Origin of the sequence: Streptomyces sp. NPDC092296 (assembly GCF_044755465.1) — a bacterium.
Classification (GTDB): Bacteria; Actinomycetota; Actinomycetes; order Streptomycetales; family Streptomycetaceae; genus Peterkaempfera.
In genome coordinates this window covers 56,244-78,146 of sequence record NZ_JBIVRB010000010.1, presented here as the reverse complement: position 1 = coordinate 78,146, position 21,903 = coordinate 56,244, and the positions used below count along the sequence as shown (strand labels likewise).

Below are 21,903 nucleotides of genomic sequence, written 5' to 3'. Positions count from 1 at the left end.
GGGAGAACCGCAGGTGTCCGGCAGGGCGCGGCGCACCGGGTGCGTCACACCAGCGGGGTGAGGAAGCGGCGCAGGGCCTCCTCGTAGCCGTCCGGGTCGGCGTTCCACATGGCGGCGTGCTCGGCGCCCTGGACGGTGTGCAGGGTCACCAGGTCCTCGTACCGCTCGGCCAGCCGCTGCGAGGTCCGCCAGGGCGCCACGGTGTCGCCGGGGCCGTGCAGCAGCAGGGTGGGCACGTGCAGGCCGTCGCCCCTGGCCAGCCGGTCCAGGCTGTCCAGGTCGACCCCGGCCCGCCCCTCGGCGGCGCGGGCGCCCAGCTCGGCCAGCGCGGCGGGCACGCCCCGGCGGGTGGCCTGGCGGCGGACGGTGGTGTGCCAGTCGAGGATCGGGGAGTCCAGGACCAAGCCGCGTACGGCATCGCGCCAGGAGGAGCGGGCGGCCGCCTGGAGGGCCATGGTGGCGCCGAGCGACCAGCCGTACAGCACCAGGTGGCGGGCGCCGCTGTCCAGCGCCAGCCCGATGGCGGCCTCGACATCGCGCCACTCGGTCTGGCCGAAGTGGCCGATGCCGTCCGGGGAGGGCGGGGCGCCGTCGTCGTTGCGGTAGGAGACGGCGAGCACCGGCAGACTGAACCCGTGCAGCAGCGGCAGCAGCGGCAGCACCTGCTGCCGGTCGGCGCCCAGGCCGTGCACGGCGATCACCCAGAGGTCGCGCACTCCGGGGACGTACCAGGCGGGCATCGGGCCGAGTTCGCCGCGCACCCAGGTGTCGGCGTAGTCCAGGCCGAGCGCCGAGAGCGGGTCGCCGGTCAGCACCCGGGGGGTCAGCCGGACCTTGGTGCCGACGGCCGGCGGGACGCCGTCGACCCGGTCCAGTCGGCGGACGACGGTCTGCGAGGTGGTCTCCAGCACGTCACCGACCACCGCGTGCCCGTCGCCGTCCCACTCCAGGGCGTAGGTGCCGCGCCTGGCCGCCTGCGGCGTACGGGTGAGCGCCACCCGGCCGGCCGCGGTGGAGTGCACCCGCAGGCCGCCGACCGACGCCGGCCCCGGGCGGCGCGGCCGTACCGCTATCTCGGACACCGCGCGCCCGGCGAGCAGCGCGGCGGCGCCCGCTCCCACCGCTGAGGCGGCGGCGACGGCCGCCACGGTTCCCCATCGCATATCCGCTCCCCGCTCTCGCGTCCTCTGTCCAGTCCACTACCCGCCCGGGGCCCCGGCCATCGGTGCGCGGGCGGACGGGTGAGTCGGGCGGGTGAGTCGGGCGGGTGGGTCGGGCCGACGGGGTGTAGGGCGCGCCGTCGGCCGCCTTACAGGGTGTCCGTTGTCCGATCGGCGGCCCTGGCATAGCCTCCGGGCACGACCCCGACCCGTGACCGCAGCTCAAGGCAGGTTTCCCGTGACCCCCTCCGGCACCGCCCCGCTCCGCAACGGCGGGGTGTCCTTCTGGTACTCCTCGATCGGACTGCCGGAGCCCCGCCCGGCGCTGCCCGGCCCGGCCGAGGCGGACGTCTGCATCGTCGGCGGCGGCTTCACCGGGCTGTGGGCGGCGTACTACCTGAAGCAGGCCGACCCCGGGCTGCGGGTGGTGCTGCTGGAGCGCCGCTTCTGCGGCTACGGCGCGTCGGGGCGCAACGGCGGCTGGCTGTACAACGGCTTCGCCGGGCGCGGCGCGTTCGCCGCCCGGTACGGGCGGGAGCCGGCCCAGGCGATGCAGCGGGCGATGAACGGCGCGGTGCGGGAGGTGGTCCGGGTGGCCGCCGCCGAGGGCATCGACGCGGACGTGGCCGAGGGCGGCGTGCTGGAGGTGGCCCGGACCCCGGCGCAGCTGGCCCGGCTGGAGTCCTTCGTGGCCGAGGAGCACGCCTTCGGGGAGAGCGACCGGGAGCTGCTGTCGGCCGAGCAGGCGGCGGAGCGGGTCCGGGTGGCGGGGGCGCTGGGCGGCACCTGGACGCCGCACGGCGCCCGGGTCCAGCCCGCCAAGCTGGTCCGGGGGCTGGCCCGGGTGGTGGAGGCGATGGGGGTGCGCATCCATGAGTCGACGCCGGTGACGGAGATCCGGCCGGCCGGTGCGGGCGGCCCGGCGCGGGCGGTCACCCCATACGGGGAGGTGTCGGCCGAGTTCGTGCTGCGGGCCACCGAGGGGTTCACCGCGCAGTTGCGCGGCGAGAAGCGCACCTGGCTGCCGATGAACTCCGCCATGGTCGTCACCGAGCCGCTGCCCGCCGCGTTCTGGGCCGAGGTGGGCTGGGCGGGCCGGGAGACGCTGGGCGACTTCGCCCATGCGTACATGTACGCGCAGCGCACCGCCGACGACCGGATCGCGCTGGGCGGCCGGGGGGTGCCGTACCGGTTCGGCTCGGGGACCGACGCCGACGGCGGCACCCAGCAGCGGACGGTGCGGCAGCTGCGGGAGATCCTGGCCCGGTTCTTCCCGGCCGCCGCCGGGGCGCGGATCGAGCAGGCGTGGGCCGGGGTGCTGGGGGTGCCGCGCGACTGGTGCTCCACCGTGGAGCTGGACCGGGCCTCCGGCCTGGGCTGGGCCGGCGGCTATGTCGGCAGCGGGGTGACCACCACCAACCTGGCCGGGCGGACCCTGCGCGACCTGGTGCTCGGTGAGCGCACCGAGCTGACCGCGCTGCCGTGGGTCGGCCACACCGTGCGCCGCTGGGAGGTGGAGCCGCTGCGCTGGCTGGGCGTCCACGGCCTGTACGCGGCGTACCACGCGGCCGACCGCCAGGAGTCCCGGGGCCGCGCCACCACCTCGCCGCTGGCCCGGGTCGCCGACCTGATCTCCGGCCGCCACTGAGGGCCCGGGGCCCGGTGCTTCAGGGGGTCGGCGCTTCAGGGGCCCGGTGCCTCAGGGGGTCGGTGCTTCAGGGGGTCGGGGTGGGGCCGGTGAGCTTGACCCCGTCCAGGGTGGTGACGAAGTCGGCGCCGAAGGCGGTGGACGGGGTGTGGGTGCCCGGCGGGAGGTCGGCGGCCAGCAGCAGGGTGACGGCGCGCAGCACGCTGTCGGCCGTGAGGTCGTACGGGTCCGGGCAGCTCAGGGCGGCGGTGGCCGCCTCGCCGGAGGGGGCGGAGGCGCGGGCCCAGACCTCGGCGCGGGAGCGGGCCCGGTGGGCGCGGTCCGGGCCGGGCAGCAGCCGGTCCGCCAGCAGCCCGGCCGCGCGCCGCACGGCGGGGCGGCGCAGCAGCGGGGCGGCCAGGCTCTGGGCGCGGCGGGCGGCGGCGGGCAGCGCGGCGTAGGTGGTGGTGCCGGGGATGCCGGTGGAGTGGTGGGCGGTGGCGACATCGCCCCAGGGGATGGAGTGGACGGTACGCGGCCCGGAGGGGAAGTCCGCCCGTACGCTGCGCCAACCGGGCGGCACCGGGACGATCCGGCCGCCGACCCGGGCCCGGCCGCCGAGCGCCAGGCCCTCCAGCACGGTCCTGGCGGTGCCGGGGCTGAGGCCGCGGCCGGGCAGCACGGCCAGGTCGAGCCGGTCGGCGCCGGGGACCTCGGCGGCGACCATGGCGGCCAGGCAGTCGGTGGGCACCACGTCGAAGCCGGCCCCGGGCAGCAGCACCACCCCGGCCGCGCGGGCGTCGCCGTCCCGGGCGTGCAGTTGCTCGAAGACGTCGATCTCACCGGTGATGTCCAGGTAGTGGGTGCCGGTGGCCAGGCAGGCTTCGGCCAGCGGCACGGCGGTGGCGGAGAACGGCCCCGCGCAGTGCGCGACCGCGCCGACCCCGGCCAGCGCGGTGCGGACGGCGGCGGCGTCGGTGAGGTCGAAGACCCGGTGCTCCAGGCCCAGCTCTGCGGCGAGGGCGGCGACCGGGGCCGCCGACCGGCCGGCCAGCAGCGGGCGGTGGCCGCGTTCGACGGCGAGGTGTGCGATCAGCCGGCCGGTGTAGCCGTTGGCCCCGTACAGCATCCACGTCGTGTCCATGGCGCTCAGCATGCCGGGCCGCCCGCCACCGGGCCAGGGGAGCACTCCCGGCGCACGGCCGACCGGCGGGTGCGCGGGGCGGGGGCGTTCGCGGGGCCGGGGTCTTCGCGGGCCGGGGGCCTTGGCGGGCTGGGAGGCTTGGCGGGCCGGGGGGATTGGCGGGCTGCGGGGCTTGGCGGGCCGGGGGGGCTTGGCGGGCCGGGGGGGCTTGGCGGGCCGGGGGGGCTTGGCGGGCCGGGGGGGCTTGGCGGGCTGCGGGGCTTGGCAGGCCGGGGGGCGTTTGCGAGCGGCGAGGGCGGCAAGCCGCAGAGAAGGCCGCGGTGCGGGGTGAGGCTTCCCGGCGGCCGGCGTCCCGTGGCGGGGCAGCGCTGCTGCCGCCGCTTCCGTGCCCGAACCCAGGCGGTAGTCATGATCGTGCTTGTCGGCCTGCTGGTCCCCCCGCTGCTGCTCCTGCTACTGCTCGGGATGTCCTGGCTGGAGGACCGGGCGTTCGCGCCGCCTGCGGACGAGCTGCCGGGGGCCGCCGCGCAACCGCTCGGCAGAGCGGTGGGGCTGGTCCGCCTGGCCGCCGCCCCGGCCGAAGCAGCCCCGGGCACCACCGCCCTGCCCGCCCCCGCCCGGCCCGCCGCGCCCGCCGATCTGGCCGTACACCGCCTGTCCCGCGCCACCGCCGGGCGGCCCCGGCACCGCGCCGAGACGGCCGCCTGACTCCACGACCCACCCACCCGACCACCCCCGCCCGCCCGACCGCAGGCCCCCGCATCCGGCCGTACACCGCCTGCCCCACGCCACCGCCGGACGGCCCCCGCACCGCGCCGAGACAGCCGCCTGACCCCACGACCCACCCACCCGACCACCCCCGCCCACCCGACCGCAGACCGCCACATCCGGCAGAGCCGCAGGTCGCAGGGGTGGAGTGTGACCGAACCCTCCCCGCACCGTGTTGACGCTGCGACCGGGCGCGTGGTGGGATCTTCGGGCCAGTACGGAGGCATGGAGAGGAAGCCGGTGCGAATCCGGCGCGGTCCCGCCACTGTCACCGGGGAGCACCCTCGAACCATGGCCACGGCAGCCGCGAACCGGCCGCTGGAAGGCCCGGGGGTGTGCCGATCCGGAAGCCAGGAGACTCTCGCCGCCGGCTCGTCGATCCAGGGCGCGGACCCTGAGTGAGGACACGCGCGATGCAGGCTGCCCGGGTACCCGACCGACCCTCGGGGCCGTCCCGCCCCCACCCGTCCACCCGCCGCAGCGGCTGACCGGCGTGCGCACGCCGGTTGCGCGCGCCGTACCCGGGCCCACCGCCTTCGCCGTCGGTGCGGTCGCCGGGTACGCCGTCGACGCCCTGCTCGCCGACCCCCGGCGCGGCCACCCGGTGGCCGCCTTCGGCACCGCCGCCGCCGCGCTGGAGCGCCGCCTGTGGCGCGACCACCGGGCCGCCGGCGCCGTCCACACCGCCCTGTGCGTGGGCGCCGTCGCGGTCGGCGCGGTCGCCGCCGAACGGACGCTCGGCCACCGGGCCCCGGCGCGGGCGCTGCTGGCGGCGGGCGCCGTCTGGACGGTGCTCGGCGGCACCTCGCTGTCCCGCGAGGCACGCACCATCGCCGCCGCGCTGGAGACGGGCGACCTGGCCGCGGCCCGCGCCCGGCTGCCGCATCTGTGCGGGCGCGACCCGCAGCACCTGGACGGCCCGCAGCTGGCCCGCGCCGTGGTGGAGTCCGTCGCGGAGAACACCGCCGACGCGGTGGTCAACGCGCTGACCTGGGGCGCCCTGGCCGGTACCCCCGGGCTGCTGGCCTTCCGCGCGGTCAACACCCTGGACGCCATGGTCGGCCACCGCACCCCGCGCCACCGCCGCTTCGGCTGGGCCGCCGCCCGGCTGGACGACGTGGCGGGCTGGCCCGGCGCCCGGCTGACCGCGCTGCTGACCGTCGCCGCCGCGCCCGAGCCGGGCCGGGCCTGGCGGGTGTGGCGGCGGGACGGCTCGGCGCACCCCAGCCCCAACGCCGGGCAGGCCGAGTCGGCGTTCGCGGGGGCGCTGGGCGTGCGGCTGGGCGGGACACTGGCGTACGGCAGCCGGGTGGAGCACCGCCCGGTGCTGGGCGCGGAACTGCGGCCGGTCCAGGTCGCGGACATCGAGCGGGCGTGCCTGCTGTCCCGCCGGGTGGGGCTGCTGGCGCTGGGCGCCACCGTCACCGCGCGGTGGGCGGCCGGCCGGCTGCGCAGCCGGAGGGCGGGCCGATGAGCGGGGCGCTGCTGGTGGCGGGGACCACCTCGGACGCGGGCAAGAGCGTGGTCACCGCCGGGATCTGCCGCTGGCTGGCCCGGCAGGGCGTCAGGGTGGCGCCGTTCAAGGCGCAGAACATGTCGCTGAACTCGATGGTCACCGCCGACGGCGCCGAGATCGGCCGCGCCCAGGCGATGCAGGCGGCCGCCGCCCGGGTGGCGCCCGAGGCGGCGATGAACCCGGTGCTGCTCAAGCCGGGCGGCGACGGACGCAGCCAGGTGGTGCTGCTGGGCCGCCCGGTGGCCGAGGTCGGCGCGCTGGACTACCGGGAGCGCAAGCCGCTGCTGCTGGCGCGGGCCCTGGAGTGCCTGGCCGAGCTGCGGCACCGCTTCGACGTGGTGGTCTGCGAGGGCGCCGGCTCCCCCGCCGAGATCAACTTGCGCGACCGGGACATCGCCAACATGGGCCTGGCCACGGCCGCCGCACTGCCGGTGGTGGTGGTCGGGGACATCGACCGGGGCGGGGTCTTCGCCTCGATGTACGGGACGCTGGCGCTGCTGGACGCCGAGGACCAGCGGCATGTGGCGGGCTGGCTGGTCAACAAGTTCCGTGGCGACGTCCGGCTGCTGCAACCCGGGCTGGACATGCTGGAGAAGCTGACGTCCCGTCCGGTCATGGGGGTGCTGCCGATGCTCTCCGGGCTCTGGCTGGACGCGGAGGACTCCCTCGACCTGGCCACCGCCGTGGACCGGGGCGGCGAGGGGGTGGCCGCCCCGTACGGCGCCGAGGTGCTGCGGGTCGCGGTGGTGCGGCTGCCGAGGCTGTCCAACTTCACCGACCTGGACGCGCTGGCGCAGGAGCCGGGAGTGCTGGTCCGCTGGGCGTCGCGGCCGGAGGAGATCGCGGACGCCGACCTGGTGGTGCTGCCCGGCACCCGGGCCACCGTGGCCGACCTGGCCTGGCTGCGCGAACGCGGCCTGGCCGACGCGATCACCCGGCGGGCCGCCGACGGGCGGCCGGTGCTGGGGGTGTGCGGCGGCTTCCAGATGCTCTCCCGGCTGATCGTCGACCGGGTGGAGTCGCGGGCCGGTGAGGTGCCCGGCCTCGGGCTGCTGCCGGTCCGGGTGGAGTTCGCCCGGGAGAAGACCCTCGGCCGCCCGGTCGGCCAGGCGTACGGCGAGCGGGTGGAGGCGTACGAGATCCACCACGGCGTGGTCGCGGTGGAGGGCGGCGAACCGTTTCTGGACGGCTGCCGCAGCGGCGCCGTCTGGGGCACCACCTGGCACGGCGCGCTGGAGAACGACGGCTTCCGCCGCGCCTTCCTGACCGAGGTCGCCCGGCTCGCCGGACGCGACTTCACCGCCGCACCGGACAGCAGCTTCGCCGCCGCCCGCGAGCAGCGCCTCGACCGGCTGGGCGACCTGATCGAACAGCACGCCGACACCGCCGCGCTCTGGCGGCTGATCGAGGACGGCGTGCCCGCCCAGGGCCCGCCGTTCACGCCCCCGGGCGCACCGTGACCCGCCCCGACCGCCATCCCACGCCCGACCGCACCCCCCGTGAGCCGAGCCCCGGCCGACCGAATCCAGGAGAGACCCCCATGCCCGGCGCCACCCTGCCGACCGACCCCGCCGAGGCGGTGACCAGCCGGGCCACCGTGCTGCTGCTGTCCACCGCCGACACCGACCTGCTGGCGGCCCGCGCCTCCGGCGCCCCGTACCGGATCGGCAACCCCACCCGGGTCGACGCAGCCACCGAGCTGCCCGCGCTGCTGGACGGCGCCGACGTGGCCGTGGTGCGGCTGCTCGGCGGCCGCCGCGCCTGGGAGGACGGGCTGGCCGCCCTCGCCGCCTCGGGGGTGCCGACCGTGCTGCTGGGCGGCGAGTCGGTGCCCGACGCGGAGCTGATGGCCATGTCCTCGGTGCCGGCCGGTGTGGTCGCCGAGTCGCTGGCGTACCTGGTGGAGGGCGGGCCGGGCAACCTCGGGGAGCTGGCCCGGTTCCTCTCCGACACGGTGCTGCTGACCGGGGAGGGCTTCGCGCCGCCGCAGCCCATGGCGCAGTTCGGCGTGCACGGGGCGCGCGAGCGGCGGGAGGGGCGCCCGACGGTGGGTGTGCTCTTCTACCGGGCGCACGAGCTCTCCGGCAACACCGGCTTCGTGGATGTGCTCTGCGACGCGGTGGAGGCCAGGGGCGGCAATGCGCTGCCGGTCTTCTGCGGCTCGCTGCGCGGCGCCGACCCCGGGCTGTACGAGCTGCTGGGCGGCTGCGACGCGGTCGTGGCGACGGTGCTGGCGGCGGGCGGCACGGTGGCGGCCGAGGCGTCGGCGGGCGGCGAGGACGAGGCGTGGGACGTCGGCGCGCTGGCCGAGCTGGACGTACCGGTGATCCAGGGCCTCTGCCTGACCGGCAGCCGGGCCGCCTGGGCGGAGTCGGACGCGGCGCTCTCCCCGATGGACGCGGCGATGCAGGTGGCGATCCCGGAGTTCGACGGGCGGATCATCGGCGTGCCGTTCTCCTTCAAGGAGGCCGACGCCGACGGGGTGTTCTGCTATGTCGCGGACCCGGAGCGGGCCGCCCGGCTGGCCGGGATCGCGTACCGCTACGCCGCGCTGAAGCACAAGTCCCGCGCCGAGCAGCGGGTCTGCCTGATGTTCACCGCGTACCCGACCAAGCACTCCCGGGTCGGCAACGCGGTCGGCCTGGACACCCCCGCCTCCGCCGTCGCGCTGCTCCAGGCGCTGCGGGCGGCCGGCTACCGGACCGGTGACTTCCCCGAGGACGGCGACGAGCTGATCCACCGGCTGATCGCGGCCGGCGGCCACGATGTGGAGTGGCTGACCGAGGAGCAGTTGCGGGCCGCCCCGGCGCGGGTGCCGCTGGCCGACTACCGGCAGTGGTTCGAGGCGCTGGAGCCCGGCCTGCGGGAGTCCATCCGCGAGCACTGGGGGGAGCCGCCGGGCACCCTGTACGTGGACGGCGAGGAGATCGTGCTCGCCTCGCTGCGGTTCGGCAACGTGGTGGTGATGATCCAGCCGCCGCGCGGCTTCGGTGAGAACCCGATCGCCATCTACCACGACCCCGACCTGCCGCCCTCGCACCACTACCTGGCCGCCTACCGCTGGCTGGACCACTCCTTCGGCGCCGACGCCGTCGTCCACCTGGGCAAGCACGGCACCATGGAGTGGCTGCCCGGCAAGGGGCTGGGCCTGTCGGCCGGCTGCGCGCCGGACGCGGTGCTGGGCGAGCTGCCGCTGATCTACCCGTTCATCGTCAACGACCCCGGCGAGGGCACCCAGGCCAAGCGGCGCGGCCACGCCACCGTGGTCGACCACCTGGTGCCACCGATGGCCCGCGCCGACAGCTATGGCGACCTGGCCAAGCTGGAGCAGCTGCTCGATGAGTACGCGCTGATCAGCGATCTGGACCCGGCGAAGGCCCCGGCGGTGCGGGCGCAGATCTGGACGCTGGTCAAGGCCGCCGAACTGCACCACGACCTGCACGTGGACGAGCAGCCGGACGACGCCGCGTTCGACGAGTTCGTGATGCACATCGACGGCTACCTGTGCGAGATCAAGGACGTGCAGATCCGCGACGGACTGCACATCCTGGGCGGCGGCCCGGTCGGCGCGGCCCGGGTCAACCTGGTGCTGGCGGTGCTGCGCTCCGCCCAGGTGTGGGGCGGCAAGGCGGATGCGCTGCCGGGGCTGCGGGCGGCGCTGGCGGCGGAGTTCGGCCTGGTGGAGAAGGAGCTGCTGGCCGAACCCGGCGCGGCGGTGAAGGTCCCGGCCGAGCTGACGGCGCTGCTGGACGGCCCGGCGCGGACCGCCTCCGACGCGGTGGACCTGCTGGAGCTGCTCTGCCGGCGCCTCGCGGAGGGCATGGAGGAGCGCGGCTGGCCGGCCTCGGCGGCGGCCGGTCTGGTGGCCGGGGTGCTGGGCCGCGACGTACCGGACGCGGTGCGGGTGCTGGAGTTCGCCGCCGAGGAGGTGGTGCCCCGGCTGGAGCGGACCACCGACGAGATCGCGCACATCCTGCGGGCGCTGCGCGGCGGCTACGTCCCGGCCGGCCCCTCCGGCTCGCCCACCCGAGGGCTGGTCAATGTGCTGCCGACCGGCCGCAACTTCTACTCGGTGGACCCCAAGGCCATCCCGTCCCGGCTCTCCTGGGAGGTCGGCCAGGCGCTGGCCGACTCGCTGGTGGCCCGGTATGTGCAGGACACCGGCGACTACCCGAAGTCAGTCGGCCTGACGGTCTGGGGCACCTCCTGCATGCGCACCCAGGGCGACGACATCGCGGAGATCCTGGCGCTGCTCGGCTGCCGGCCGCTCTGGGACGACGCCTCCCGCCGGGTGACCGGCTTCGAGGTCGTCCCGCTCGCGGAGCTGGGCCGGCCGCGCGTCGACGTCACGGTGCGGATCTCCGGCTTCTTCCGGGACGCCTTCCCGCATGTGGTGGCGCTGGTGGACGACGCGGTACGGGCGGTGGCCGAGCTGGACGAGCCCGCCGACCGCAACTTCGTCCGCGCCCACGCCGACGAGGACACCGCCGAGCACGGCGACCGGCGCCGGGCCACCGCCCGGATCTTCGGCTCCAAGCCGGGCGCCTACGGCGCGGGCCTGCTGCCGCTGATCGACGCCCGCAACTGGCGCTCGGACGCCGACCTGGCCGAGGTGTACGCGGTCTGGGGCGGCTACGCCTACGGGCGCGGGCTGGACGGCCGGGCGGCGCGCGGCGACATGGAGCAGGCGTTCCGGCGGATCTCGGTGGCGGCGAAGAACGTCGACACCCGCGAACACGACCTGGTCGACGCCGACGACTACTTCCAGTACCACGGCGGCATGGTGGCCATGGTGCGGCATCTGACCGGCGCCTCCCCGGAGGCGTACGTCGGGGACAGCGCGCTGCCCGACCAGGTGAAGACCCGCACCCTGGGCGAGGAGACCCACCGGGTCTTCCGGGCCCGGGTGGTCAATCCGCGCTGGATGGCGGCGATGCGCCGGCACGGCTACAAGGGCGCCTTCGAGATGGCCGCCACGGTCGACTACCTGTTCGGCTATGACGCCACGGCGGGCGTGGTGGACGACTGGATGTACGAGAAGCTCGCCTCGGAGTACGTCTTCGACCCCACCAACCAGGAGTTCATGCGCAAGTCCAACCCGTGGGCGCTGCGCGGCATCACCGAACGCCTGCTGGAGGCCGCCGACCGGCAGCTGTGGGCCGAGCCGGACCAGGAGACCCTGGACCGGCTGCGCCGGACCTACCTCGAACTCGAAGGCGACCTGGAGGGTGAGGACCGATGAGCGACGCGAGGTATCCGTTCACCGCGATCGTCGGCATGGACGACCTGCGGCTGGCGCTGCTGCTCAACGCGGTGAGCCCGGCCGTGGGCGGGGTGCTGGTGCGCGGCGAGAAGGGCACCGCCAAGTCGACGGCGGTGCGGGCGCTGGCCTCGCTGCTGCCGTCGATCGACGTGGTGGCGGGCTGCCGGTTCGCCTGCGACCCGGCCGCGCCCGACCCGCACTGCCCGGACGGGCCGCACCGGACCGCCACCGCCGCCGAGGAGCGGCCGGCCAACCTGGTGGAGCTGCCGGTGGGCGTCTCCGAGGACCGCATCGTCGGGTCGCTGGACCTGGAGCGGGCGCTGTCCGAGGGCGTCAAGGCGTATGAGCCGGGCCTGCTGGCGCGGGCGCACCGGGGCGTGCTCTACATCGACGAGGTCAACCTGCTCCACGACCACCTGGTCGACCTGCTGCTGGACGCCGCCGCGATGGGCCGCTCGTACGTGGAGCGGGAGGGCGTCTCGGTACGGCACGCCGCCCGCTTCCTGCTGGTCGGCACCATGAACCCGGAAGAGGGCGAGCTGCGGCCGCAGCTGCTCGACCGGTTCGGGCTGACGGTGGAGATCGCCGCCACCCGGGAGCCGGAGCCCCGGGCCGAGGTGGTGCGGCGGCGGCTGGCGTACGACGCCGACCCGGCGGGCTTCGCCGCGCGCTGGGCCGACGACGAGCGGGCGCTCGCGGACCGGATCGCCGCCGCCCGAGCGCTGCTGCCGGAGGTGGTGCTCTCGGACGCGGCGCTGCGCCAGATCACCGCCGTCTGCGCGGCGTTCGAGGTGGACGGGCTGCGGGCCGACATCGTGATGGCCCGTACCGCCGTGGCGCTGGCCGCCTGGGCGGGCCGCACCCGGGTGATCGCGGAGGATGTCCGTACCGCGGCGCAGCTGGCGCTGCCGCACCGGCGGCGGCGCAACCCGTTCGACGCGCCCGGTCTGGACGACGAGAAGCTGGACGAGACGCTCCAGCAGTACGCCGGGCCGGACGACTCGGACGACCAGCCGGACCCCGACGGCCCGGACAACCCCGACGGCCCGGACGGGGGCCCTGACGGCGGCGGGGGTGGCGGCGGGGGTGGCGGCGGTCAGGACGGCGCACCGCAGGACGGCGGACCGGGCGACTCCGCCGACTCCCCCGCCGACGGCCCGGCCCAGGCCCCCGCTGCGGGCGGCGAGGGCACCGAGGGCGCCCAGGGCCCCGGCCGGGCGCCGCAGGAGGCGGCGCCGGTGGCCGCCGGGGAGCCGTACCGGACCCGGGTGCTGAAGGTGCCCGGCCTCGGCCGGGGCACCCAGGGCCGCCGCTCCCGCGCCGAGACCGACGGCGGGCACACCGTGCGGGCCCGGCGGCCCGCCGGGGCGCTGGGGCGGCTGCACCTGGCCGCCACCGTGCAGGCGGCGGCGCCCCACCAGCGGGACCGGGGCCGCAGCGGCCGGGCGCTGGTGCTGCGCCGGGACGACTTCCGGGAGAAGGTGCTGGAGGGGCATGAGTCCAACCTCGTGCTCTTCGTGGTGGACGCCTCCGGGTCGATGGCGGCCCGGCAGCGGATGACCGCCGTCAAGGGCGCGGTGCTGTCGCTGCTGATGGATGCCTACCAGCGCCGGGACAAGGTCGGCCTGGTCACCTTCCGGGGCTCCGGCGCCGAGCTGGCGCTGCCGCCGACGTCCTCGGTGGAGGTCGGCGCGGCCCGGCTGGAGCGGCTGCCCACCGGCGGCCGGACCCCGCTGGCCGCCGGGCTGCTGCGCGCCCATGAGGTGCTGCGGCTGGAGCGGCTGCGCGATCCGCACCGCCGGCCGCTGCTGGTGGTGGTGACCGACGGCCGGGCCACCGGCGGCAAGGACCCGCTGGGCGACGCCCGCCGGGCGGCCGGGCTGCTGGCCGCGCAGGGCATCGCCGCCGTGGTGCTGGACTGCGAGTCCGGCCCGGTGCGGCTCGGCCTGGCGGCCTCGCTCGCCGCCGACCTGGGCGGGCCCGCCGTCACGCTGGAGGAGCTGCGGGCCGAGGGCGTGGCCGCGCTGGTCCGCGACACCCGGGCCGGGCATCCGGCCGCTTCGAGCAGGAAGGCCGCGTAACGCCATGCCGCAGGGACAGCCGACCACCGTACCCGACGACGGCCTGACGACCCGTCAGCGCCGCAATCAGCCGGTGCTCGCCGTGCACACCGGCCCCGGCAAGGGCAAGTCCACCGCCGCGTTCGGCCTGGCGCTGCGCGGCTGGAACCAGGGCTGGCCGATCGGGGTGTTCCAGTTCGTCAAGTCCGCCAAGTGGAAGGTGGGCGAGGAGCGCGCCCTGCGCGTGCTCGGCGCCTCCGGCGAGGGCGGCCCGGTCAGCTGGCACAAGATGGGCGAGGGCTGGTCCTGGGTGCAGCGCGACCTGGAGACCAGCGAGGAGGCGGCCCGGGAGGGCTGGGAGCAGGTCAAGCGCGACCTGGCCGCCGAGACATACCGGCTGTACGTACTGGACGAGTTCACCTACCCGATGCACTGGGGCTGGGTGGACACCGACGAGGTCGTCTCGGTGCTGCGGGAGCGGCCCGGCGCGCAGCATGTGGTGATCACCGGCCGGTACGCCCCGCAGCCGCTGCTGAACGCCGCCGACCTGGTCACCGAGATGACCAAGGTCAAGCACCCGATGGACGAGGGCCGCAAGGGCCAGCGCGGCATCGAGTGGTGAGCCGGTGCTGACCGTCCCCCGGCTGGTCCTGGCGGCCCCCTCCTCCGGCTCCGGCAAGACCACCGTCGCCACCGGGCTGATGGCGGCGCTGGCCGCCCGGGGCCTGGCCGTCTCACCGCACAAGGTCGGCCCGGACTACATCGACCCGGGCTACCACGCCCTGGCCACCGGCCGCCCGGGGCGGAATCTGGACGCCTTCCTGTGCGGGCCCGAGCAGGTCGCGCCGCTGCTGCTGCACGGCGCGGCCGGGGCGGACGTGGCCGTGGTCGAGGGCGTGATGGGGCTGTTCGACGGCGCGGCGGGGCGCGGCGAGCTGGCCTCCACCGCGCAGGTCGCCAAGGTGCTGCGGGCACCGGTGGTGCTGGTGGTGGACGCCTCGGCGCAGAGCCGGTCGGTGGCCGCGCTGGTGCACGGCTTCGCCTCCTGGGACCCGCAGGTGCGGATCGGCGGGGTGATCCTCAACCGGGTCGCCTCCGACCGGCATGAGCAGCTGCTGCGCGAGGCGCTGGAGGAGGGCTCCGGCGTGCCGGTGCTGGGTGCGGTGCGGCGCAGCGACGCGGTGGCGACGCCGTCCCGGCACCTGGGCCTGGTCCCGGCGGTGGAGCGGGACGAGGCGGCGGTCCGGGCGGTACGGGACATGGGCGCGCTGGTCGGCGCCGGGGTGGACCTGGACGGGGTGCTGGCGCTGGCCCGCTCCGCTCCCCCGCTGCCGGACCGGCCGTGGGACCCGGCGGCCGAGATCGCGGCGCTGGGCGGGCCGGTGGCCGGGCGGCCCCGGATCGCGGTGGCGTCCGGCGCGGCGTTCTCCTTCTCGTACGCGGAGCACGCCGAGCTGCTGGCGGCGGCCGGGGCGGAGGTCGTCCCGTTCGACCCGCTGCGGGACGAGCGGCTGCCGGAGCGCACGGCGGGCCTGGTGGTCGGCGGCGGCTTCCCGGAGGTGTACGCGGGCGAGCTGTCCGCCAACGGCGCGCTGCGGGCGGCGGTCGCGGGCCTGGCCGGGTCGGGGGCGCCGGTCGCGGCGGAGTGCGCCGGGCTGCTGTATCTGCTGCGTACGCTGGACGGCCGCCCGATGTGCGGGGTGCTGGACGGCGACGCCCGGATGACCGAGCGGCTGACCCTGGGCTACCGGGAGGCGGTGGCGCTGCACGACAGCCCGCTGGCGGCGGCGGGGACCCGGGTGCGCGGCCATGAGTTCCACCGCACGGCCTGCGAACCGGGCGCGGGCGACCGGCCCGCCTGGGCCTGGCGCACCCCGGCCGGCCCCCGCACCGACGGCTTCACCCACGGCTCGGTGCACGCCTCCTACCTCCACCTGCACTGGGCGGGCGCCCCCACCCTGCCGCTGCGCCTGGCCCGCGCGGCGGCGGCCCGCCCCGGCCGCTAGCCGGGCGGTCAGCCCGCCGGGGCGGTGTCGGGGGTGTACGGCTCGTCGGGCTCGACCGGCGGCGCGGGCTGCGGGACGACGTCGCCGGGGCCCGGCCGCCACGGGGTCCACTCCGGCTTGGGGCTGGGCCGGGGCGGCGCGGGGACGGGATGCTTGCCGTTGTTGGGGTTCTGGTCGATGCCGGACGAGCCGGAGCTCTTGCTGCCGCCGCCGCTGCCGCTGCTCTTGGGCCGGGTGCCGGGGTCCGGCTTGTGCTGCGCCGGGGCGACCGGGGTGTGCTTCGGCTTCGCGGCGGCCGTACTGCGGGTCGGGCTCGGTGCGGCCGTGGCGAGGGCGGCCGTGCTGGGAGTGGCCGAGGCGGGGGCGGCTGCGGCTGAGGTGGGGGCGGTCGGGGACGGGGCGGCCGAGGTGGGGGCCAGGGCCGCCGGGGCGCAGGTCGGGCCGGCGGGGCTCGCAGCGCAGTCGGCCGGGCCCGCCGCCGGTCCCTGCGCGGCGAAGGAGCAGGCCGTGAGCGCGGCCAGCGCGGCGATGACCACGGCGGGCGCGGTCCACCGGGTGGCCCGGCGGCCAGGTGACGAGAGCACAGCTGTTCCTCTGGGTCGATACGGCGTCGATTGCGGGAACCCTAGCTCGACCCACTGACACTCCCGACGGCCGCACGGCCGGGCGGAGCTGACGGCCCGTTCCTGCCGCGTACGTCCGCCGTCCATCCGGTGTCAACGCGCCGACAAGTCCGGCATCGCCACCGCCGCCGACCGGCTGCGCGCGACCATCACGGCCCGGACCACCAGCCTGGCCGCCGACCAGCTCGTGCGGGGCACCTCCGGCGGTTGACCACCGGGTCCTAGCCCGTCGCCACCGCCCCCGCCGACGGCCGGGTGGTGACGGGCTAGGACCCGGGTGGCGTGGTCCGGCTGGGGAGGATGGCGGCGTGGATCTGCCGGCGGAGGACGTTCCCACCGGGGGTGGCGGTGTGTGAGGTGGTGGTGTGTGAGGTGGCGGTCGCGGGCCGTACGGCGACCGGGCCCCCGACGTTGGCGGTCAGCCACTGGAAGGCGGTGGGCAGCATGGCCTCCCACACCGCGAGGTTGTGGCCGCCACGGGCCACCGTCAGCGTGGTGCCGTGCGCCGGGCGGGCCAGCACGGCGAGCAGCGCGCGGCCGTCCGCGACCGTGTTGCCGTCCTGGAGGCTCCCGGCCATCAGCAGCGCGATGTCGGGTTGGACATTCATCTTGCGCAGCCGCTCCAGCGGGCTGTTGGCGGCGCGCAGCGCGGGATCGCGGACGACGAACGGCGACTCGGCGGCGTTGTAGCCGGAGAGGCTGACGGCGGCGTGGAAGACGGCGGGGTGCTTGACCGTCAGGTTGACCGCGCAGTAAGCACCGGCCGAGTAGCCCATCACCGCCCAGTGCCGTGCCCCGGGTGCGGCGCGCAGGCTGTGTTCGATCAGCCAGGGGACGTCGTCGGCCAGCCAGGTGTCCACCTTGGGGCCGTTCGGGATGTCGGCGCAGCCGGTGTCGGTGGTGCCGGTGTAGTTCATGGTCGCGGCCACCAGGATGAACGGGCGGACCCGCTGCTGGGCGATCAGACCGGCCAGCTTCTCGTCCGCGTCCATGGTGCCGAACCAGGTCCGGGGCGTGCCGGGCTGACCGGGCAGCAGCTCCACCACGGGGAACGCCTTGGCCCGGTAGGCGGGCTGGTTGTACTGCGGCGGCAGCCAGACGTACAGCTCGCCGCGCAGCCGGGACCGGGGGCCGACCGTCGTGGCGCTGAGCACGTCCCGCCGGTAGGTGGTGAAGGTGAGCGCCGGATGCCCGGCCGCGGACACCCCGGCGAGGGCCGCCGTGGCCCGGGGCCCGCTCGGGCCGCCGTCCTGGCCCAGGGCGACCTGTCCGCCGTTGTCGCCGAGCAGGTCGTCCCAGCTCTCGTAGAAGCTGTACGTGTTGTTGAGCCAGATCAGCGCCACCAGCACCGCCACGGCCTGGTTGAGCACCAGCAGCCCCACCCGGCCCCCGTAGCGGGCGGCACGCGGGCCGGGTATCCGATTCCACACCGCCATGACCAGCACGGTGAGCAGCACCAGTGTCGCGACGGTGAGCGCGAAGAACGCCCCGCTTGTCAGCTGCATCGCCTGAATGCCTCTCCGGCTGCGGCGGCCCCCGCGCGTCCGTCCGACGCAGCGGTTCGGCGCAGCACCCGAGAGATAATGACGTCACAGGGCCCATACAGGTTCCGACCGGGCCGAATCAGACACCCGTATGGGTGAACCCCCCACACATTCGGCCCCCTCCCGCACCGCCCGCCCCGGCCGCTCAGCCGGCCCAGCACATTCGAGGCGTACCGGACGGCGGGGCCCGCGAGCCGTGGGGATTTCGCGGACGCTCCGGTCCGGCGTGAATCCGCCGCTGCGCGCACCGTGCCCCCCGGTGGTGGACCGGGGGGCACGGCTGGGGAGGGTGGGGGTCAGGTGTCCTGGGGTGCCTGGGTGTCCTGGGAGTCCTGGGGTTGCTGGGGTTCCTGTTCGGCCGGCTTCTGGGTCTGCTGCTGGTAGGCCTGGCCCGAGCCGACGGCCGGGGTCTTCTTGAGGGCGTCGAGGATGGCCATCGCCTGCCCGACCAGGCCCGCCGCCACCTCGTTGACGCCGCTGGTGCCGTTGAGCACGGTCAGCGTGGAGCCGGAGATGCCCCGGGCGGCCGCGTCGGCGAGGGCGGGGAGGTTCTCCACGATGCGGTTGGCCGCGATGAGCTCCTGGTTGCCGTCCCGCAGCGAGGCGGCGCGGGCGTTGTTGGCGTCCGCCTCGGCCTGGGCGAGGGTCCGCTGGGCGTAGGCGTCACCGTCGGCCTCGAACTTGGCCCGGTCACGGGCGGCCTCGGCCAGGGTGCGCTGCCGGTACGCCTCGGCGTCGGCGGGGCGCCTGACCTCGGCCTCCAGCCGCTGGGCGGCCAGCGACGCCTGGCGCTCGGCGAGCGCGGTCTGCTCCTCGATGACCTCCTGGGAGGCCCTGGCCTGGGCCAGCGGGCCCGCCTGGGCGGCGTGGGCGTTGGACCGCTCGGTCTCGGCCAGGAAGCCGGCCCGCTTGATCGCCGTGTCCCGCTCGTACGCGGCCTTCAGCGCGGCGGCCTGCTGCTCGCGCTCGGTGGCCTCCTGGTCGGCCCTGGCCCGCGCGATCCGGGCCTGGCTGGCGACGGCGGCGGCGTGCGGGGCCGCCAGGTTCTCGATGTAGCCGGTGGCGTCCTCGATCTCCTGGATCTGGAGCGCGTCGACGACGATGCCCAGCTTCTCCATCTCGCTGTGGCTGCCCTCCTTGACCTCCTGGGCCACCCGGTCGCGTTCCCGGATGATCTGCTCGACGGTGAGTCCGCCGATGATGGAGCGGAGGTGGCCCGCGAAGATGCGGCCGACCAGTTCCTCCATCCGGCTCTGCTCCGACAGGAAGCGGCGGGCGGCGTTGGCGATGGACACCACGTCGTCGCCGACCTTGAACACCGTGACGGCGCGGACGTTGAGCAGGATGCCCTGCTGGGTGACGCAGTCCTCGGTGATCTCCGCCTCGCGCAGCGCCAGCGACAGCATGCGGGCCTTCTGCTTGATCGGCATGACGAAACTGCCGTGCCCGGTGACGATCCTGAACTGGGTGTCCTGGGCCTGCCGCTTGGAGCCGGAGATGAGCATCGCCTCATTGGGGGCGGGAACATGCCAGAACAACATAGGGGCTCCTTATCGCGAGATCAGGGAGCGGGGAAGGGCTGGACGACGACGGAGCGGGCCGAGGTGGAGTCCACCACGATGACCCGTACATGCTTGGCGATCGGCGTGTCGGACCAGGCGGCGTACGCCTCCGTCCCGCCGCGCACCGGCAGCAGCACCTCACCCGGGCCGTCCGCCGGGATCGGCACGGTCACCCGGCCGATGGCTCCGACCGGGCTCTGCTCTGCGTCGTCTGCATCGCCCATGGGGTCTTTCTGCCCCGTGAGGCGGTGCCGCAGCACTGCGGAGGGACCGCCGTGTCCCGGCGGAGCGGGGAGGAGGGGGAGGGAGAGAATCGGTCTGCGTGCGGGGATGCCGCCCACGGTCATGGTGCGAACCCGTTCCCGGGGCGTGTGCACCGCCCGGCGTGTCTGCGCGTCGGGGACGCCGCCGGCGGTGGGCCGGCGTGCGGGACGCCCTCACTGGTACACGCTACTCCCGGCGGCCCGAATTGGCGGCGGCGAATCCGCTCGTGATTGCGGGCGGCTCTGGGGTTCGAGCGCGCCGGGCGCCCCGATTTATGTACCTTTTATTCGGTTATCGCAGCCCGGACAGCCGGAATACCGGAGATCCTGCCTTTCCCTACGCTCCGGCCGCCCCCGCAGCGGGGCGGAGGCCGGGCCGGGGCGGGGGCGCGGCGGCATCGGTGCAGGTGCGGTGCGGTGTACGCCACAGGGGGGCTTGTTGACTGGGGGCCGGGGGCGTGATGGGATTTCCGGGCCATACACGGCGGCATTGACGAGGAAGTCCGGTGCGAATCCGGCGCGGTCCCGCCACTGTCACCGGGGAGCACCCCCGACTCCACCAGCCCCGCTGCGGGAGTCGGCCACGGCCGCGAACGTGCGGTTGGAAGGCCCGGGGGTGCGCTGATCCGGGAGCCAGGAGACTCTGGCCGCCGTCACGTCGACCGGGGCGAGGACCCCGAGTGAGGACTTCCGCCATGCGCTCTCCGCATGCCGCGCCGCCGCGGCCTGCCGTCACCGGCCGACCCGTCACCGGCCGACCCGTCGGCCGCCACCCCGGCCCGTCCGCGTGAGCCGCCGCCTGGTCGGCGTCGGCATGGGTCCCGGCGACCCGGAGCTGGTCACGGTGAAGGGCGTACGGGTGCTGCGCGAGGCGCGGTCCGTGGTCGTCCCGGTGATGGACAGCGGCGAGGTCGGCCGCGCCGAGGCCACCGTGCTGCACCACACCGATCCGGGCAAGGTCGTCCGGGTGGTGTTCGCGCTGAACGAGCGGGAGGACCGCGCCCGCCGCGAGGCGGCCTGGGACGCCGCCGGGGAGCGGGTCGCGGCGCTGCTGCGCGAGGCGGGCGAGGACGGCACCGTGGCGTTCGCCACCATCGGCGACCCCAATGTGTACTCGACCTTCACCTATCTGGCCCAGACGGTGCGGCAGGCCGTCCCGGACACCGTGGTGGAGACCGTCCCCGGCATCACCGCCATGCAGGACCTGGCCGCGCGCAGCGGCACCGTGCTGGCGGAGGGCGTCGAGCCGCTCACCCTGGTGCCGGTAACCGCCGGCGCCGCCGTACTGCGGCAGGCGCTGGCCGGGCCGGGCACCGTGGTGGCGTACAAGTTCGGCCGGATCGCCGCCGAGGTCGCCGCCGCGCTGCGGGAGACCGACCGCACCGAGGGCGCGGTGTGGGGCTCCTCGCTGGGCCTGCCGGAGGAGTCGATCCGCCCGGCCGCCGAGCTGGACGGCGCCCCGCAGCCGTATCTGTCCACCCTGATCTGCCCCGCCCGGCGGGACTCCCGAGGGGGAAAGCTGTGACCGGTACGACCAGCGGCAAGGTGACCTTCGTCGGCGCCGGTCCCGGGGCGGCCGACCTGCTGACCTTCCGGGCCGCCCGAGCGATCGGCGCGGCCGACGTGGTGGTCTGGGCGGCCAGCCTGGTGCAGGCCGAGGTGCTGGAGCACGCCCGCCCGGGGGCCCGGGTGCTGGACTCCTCGCTGGTGCCGATGGAGGACGTCCTCGCGGTGTACGAGGAGGCCGCCCGCGACGGCCTCCAGGTGGCCCGCATCCACTCCGGGGACCCGTCGCTCTGGGGCGCGGTGCAGGAGCAGCTGGAGCGCTGCCGGGAGCTGGGCCTGGAGACCGAGATCGTGCCCGGCGTGTCGTCGTTCTCGGCGGTGGCGGCCATCGCGCAGCGGGAGCTGACCGTGCCCGAGGTGGCCCAGTCGGTGATCCTGACCCGGCTCGGCGGCGGCAAGACGCCGATGCCGCCGGGCGAGGAGGTGCGGGAGTTCGCCCGGCACGGCACCACCATGGCGATCTTCCTGTCGGCGGCGCGCAGCGGCCAGCTGGCCGCCGAGCTGCGGGAGGGCGGCTACGCCGAGGAGACCCCGGTGGTGGTCGCGCACCAGGCGACCTGGCCGGAGGAGCTGGTGCTGCACTGCACGGTCGGCACCCTGGAGGCCACCGTCAAGGCGCACAAGCTGTGGAAGCACACCCTGTTCCTGGTCGGCCCGGCGCTGGGCGCCGAGGGCACCCGCTCGCACCTGTACCACCCGGGGCACTTCCACACCTTCCGCAAGGCCGACCGGCGGGCCCGGCGCACCCTGCGCACCGAGGGCGCCGCCGCCCCCGCCCAGCCGGAGAGCTGACCCCGCGCG

General features: G+C 76.1%; 16 protein-coding genes and 2 riboswitches. Of the genes, 10 read left to right on the top strand and 6 right to left on the bottom strand.

The features are described 5' to 3' along the window. Positions 1 to 44: 44 nt before the first annotated feature. Positions 45 to 1,163: an alpha/beta hydrolase family protein gene (locus ACIQGZ_RS21050; RefSeq protein WP_402603789.1), complete on the bottom strand. Its 1,119-nt coding sequence runs from the start codon at positions 1,161 to 1,163 to the stop codon at positions 45 to 47. A 235-nt stretch (positions 1,164 to 1,398) separates the two neighbouring features. Here ACIQGZ_RS21050 and ACIQGZ_RS21045 point away from each other — a divergent pair, with 235 nt between their 5' ends. Continuing rightward, on the top strand, positions 1,399 to 2,808 hold the full coding sequence (locus tag ACIQGZ_RS21045) for an NAD(P)/FAD-dependent oxidoreductase (RefSeq protein WP_402603786.1): 1,410 nt from the start codon (positions 1,399 to 1,401) through the stop codon (positions 2,806 to 2,808). Between the two features lie 67 nt (positions 2,809 to 2,875). On the opposite strand, the gene ACIQGZ_RS21040 is transcribed toward ACIQGZ_RS21045, so the two are convergent. After that, positions 2,876 to 3,931, bottom strand: coding sequence for a saccharopine dehydrogenase family protein (locus ACIQGZ_RS21040; RefSeq protein ID WP_402603783.1), 1,056 nt, complete (start codon positions 3,929 to 3,931; stop codon positions 2,876 to 2,878). A 408-nt stretch (positions 3,932 to 4,339) separates the two neighbouring features. Between ACIQGZ_RS21040 and ACIQGZ_RS21035 the strand changes: the two genes are divergently transcribed. From ACIQGZ_RS21035 to ACIQGZ_RS21005, 7 genes are all read left to right on the top strand, one after another. Further along, on the top strand, positions 4,340 to 4,639 hold the full coding sequence (locus ACIQGZ_RS21035; protein ID WP_402603780.1) for a hypothetical protein: 300 nt from the start codon (positions 4,340 to 4,342) through the stop codon (positions 4,637 to 4,639). A 250-nt stretch (positions 4,640 to 4,889) separates the two neighbouring features. Further along, a riboswitch (cobalamin riboswitch) is annotated at positions 4,890 to 5,081 on the top strand. A gap of 111 nt (positions 5,082 to 5,192) precedes the next feature. Further along, on the top strand, positions 5,193 to 6,173 hold the full coding sequence (locus ACIQGZ_RS21030) for a cobalamin biosynthesis protein (RefSeq protein WP_402603777.1): 981 nt from the start codon (positions 5,193 to 5,195) through the stop codon (positions 6,171 to 6,173). Continuing rightward, the gene (locus ACIQGZ_RS21025; protein ID WP_402603774.1) at positions 6,170 to 7,675 is read left to right on the top strand and encodes a cobyric acid synthase; all 1,506 of its coding nucleotides are present in this window, start codon (positions 6,170 to 6,172) and stop codon (positions 7,673 to 7,675) included. The genes ACIQGZ_RS21030 and ACIQGZ_RS21025 overlap by 4 nt, the downstream gene beginning before the upstream one ends. An 80-nt stretch (positions 7,676 to 7,755) precedes the next feature. Beyond that, positions 7,756 to 11,457 carry a cobaltochelatase subunit CobN gene (gene cobN, locus ACIQGZ_RS21020; RefSeq protein WP_402603772.1) on the top strand — a complete coding sequence of 1,234 codons (3,702 nt, stop codon included), beginning with the start codon at positions 7,756 to 7,758 and terminating at the stop codon, positions 11,455 to 11,457. Then, the gene (locus ACIQGZ_RS21015; protein ID WP_402603770.1) at positions 11,454 to 13,559 is read left to right on the top strand and encodes a putative cobaltochelatase; all 2,106 of its coding nucleotides are present in this window, start codon (positions 11,454 to 11,456) and stop codon (positions 13,557 to 13,559) included. The genes cobN and ACIQGZ_RS21015 overlap by 4 nt, the downstream gene beginning before the upstream one ends. A gap of 4 nt (positions 13,560 to 13,563) precedes the next feature. Further along, positions 13,564 to 14,160, top strand: coding sequence for a cob(I)yrinic acid a,c-diamide adenosyltransferase (cobO, locus tag ACIQGZ_RS21010; protein WP_402603768.1), 597 nt, complete (start codon positions 13,564 to 13,566; stop codon positions 14,158 to 14,160). A gap of 4 nt (positions 14,161 to 14,164) precedes the next feature. Further along, positions 14,165 to 15,544: a cobyrinate a,c-diamide synthase gene (locus ACIQGZ_RS21005; protein ID WP_402603765.1), complete on the top strand. Its 1,380-nt coding sequence runs from the start codon at positions 14,165 to 14,167 to the stop codon at positions 15,542 to 15,544. A gap of 8 nt (positions 15,545 to 15,552) precedes the next feature. Here the strand turns inward: ACIQGZ_RS21005 and ACIQGZ_RS21000 are convergent, their stop codons facing one another. The 4 genes from ACIQGZ_RS21000 to ACIQGZ_RS20985 form a co-directional block, all read right to left on the bottom strand. Next, the gene (locus ACIQGZ_RS21000) at positions 15,553 to 16,128 is read right to left on the bottom strand and encodes a hypothetical protein (protein ID WP_402603762.1); all 576 of its coding nucleotides are present in this window, start codon (positions 16,126 to 16,128) and stop codon (positions 15,553 to 15,555) included. 305 nt (positions 16,129 to 16,433) lie between these two features. After that, positions 16,434 to 17,672, bottom strand: a complete 1,239-nt coding sequence (locus ACIQGZ_RS20995; protein ID WP_402603760.1) for an alpha/beta hydrolase — start codon at positions 17,670 to 17,672, stop codon at positions 16,434 to 16,436. Between the two features lie 335 nt (positions 17,673 to 18,007). Further along, positions 18,008 to 19,252, bottom strand: a complete 1,245-nt coding sequence (locus tag ACIQGZ_RS20990) for an SPFH domain-containing protein (protein WP_402603758.1) — start codon at positions 19,250 to 19,252, stop codon at positions 18,008 to 18,010. 20 nt (positions 19,253 to 19,272) lie between these two features. Then, positions 19,273 to 19,497 carry a hypothetical protein gene (locus tag ACIQGZ_RS20985; RefSeq protein ID WP_402603756.1) on the bottom strand — a complete coding sequence of 75 codons (225 nt, stop codon included), beginning with the start codon at positions 19,495 to 19,497 and terminating at the stop codon, positions 19,273 to 19,275. 529 nt (positions 19,498 to 20,026) lie between these two features. Further along, positions 20,027 to 20,180, top strand: a riboswitch (cobalamin riboswitch). Between the two features lie 143 nt (positions 20,181 to 20,323). Between ACIQGZ_RS20985 and cobI the strand changes: the two genes are divergently transcribed. After that, the gene (gene cobI, locus ACIQGZ_RS20980; protein WP_402603754.1) at positions 20,324 to 21,061 is read left to right on the top strand and encodes a precorrin-2 C(20)-methyltransferase; all 738 of its coding nucleotides are present in this window, start codon (positions 20,324 to 20,326) and stop codon (positions 21,059 to 21,061) included. Continuing rightward, a complete protein-coding gene (gene cobM, locus ACIQGZ_RS20975) occupies positions 21,058 to 21,894 on the top strand; it encodes a precorrin-4 C(11)-methyltransferase (RefSeq protein WP_402603752.1) in 837 nt (278 codons plus the stop codon). The genes cobI and cobM overlap by 4 nt, the downstream gene beginning before the upstream one ends. Positions 21,895 to 21,903: the final 9 nt, after the last annotated feature.

Coding starts and splice junctions, on each gene's coding strand:
- ACIQGZ_RS21050 (WP_402603789.1), bottom strand. CDS start 1,163: ATGCGATGGGGAACCGTGGCGGCCGTCGCCGCCGCCTCAGCGGTGGGA.
- ACIQGZ_RS21040 (WP_402603783.1), bottom strand. CDS start 3,931: ATGGACACGACGTGGATGCTGTACGGGGCCAACGGCTACACCGGCCGG.
- ACIQGZ_RS21035 (WP_402603780.1), top strand. CDS start 4,340: ATGATCGTGCTTGTCGGCCTGCTGGTCCCCCCGCTGCTGCTCCTGCTA.
- ACIQGZ_RS21025 (WP_402603774.1), top strand. CDS start 6,170: ATGAGCGGGGCGCTGCTGGTGGCGGGGACCACCTCGGACGCGGGCAAG.
- cobN (WP_402603772.1), top strand. CDS start 7,756: ATGCCCGGCGCCACCCTGCCGACCGACCCCGCCGAGGCGGTGACCAGC.
- ACIQGZ_RS21015 (WP_402603770.1), top strand. CDS start 11,454: ATGAGCGACGCGAGGTATCCGTTCACCGCGATCGTCGGCATGGACGAC.
- cobO (WP_402603768.1), top strand. CDS start 13,564: ATGCCGCAGGGACAGCCGACCACCGTACCCGACGACGGCCTGACGACC.
- ACIQGZ_RS20995 (WP_402603760.1), bottom strand. CDS start 17,672: ATGCAGCTGACAAGCGGGGCGTTCTTCGCGCTCACCGTCGCGACACTG.
- ACIQGZ_RS20990 (WP_402603758.1), bottom strand. CDS start 19,252: ATGTTGTTCTGGCATGTTCCCGCCCCCAATGAGGCGATGCTCATCTCC.
- ACIQGZ_RS20985 (WP_402603756.1), bottom strand. CDS start 19,497: ATGGGCGATGCAGACGACGCAGAGCAGAGCCCGGTCGGAGCCATCGGC.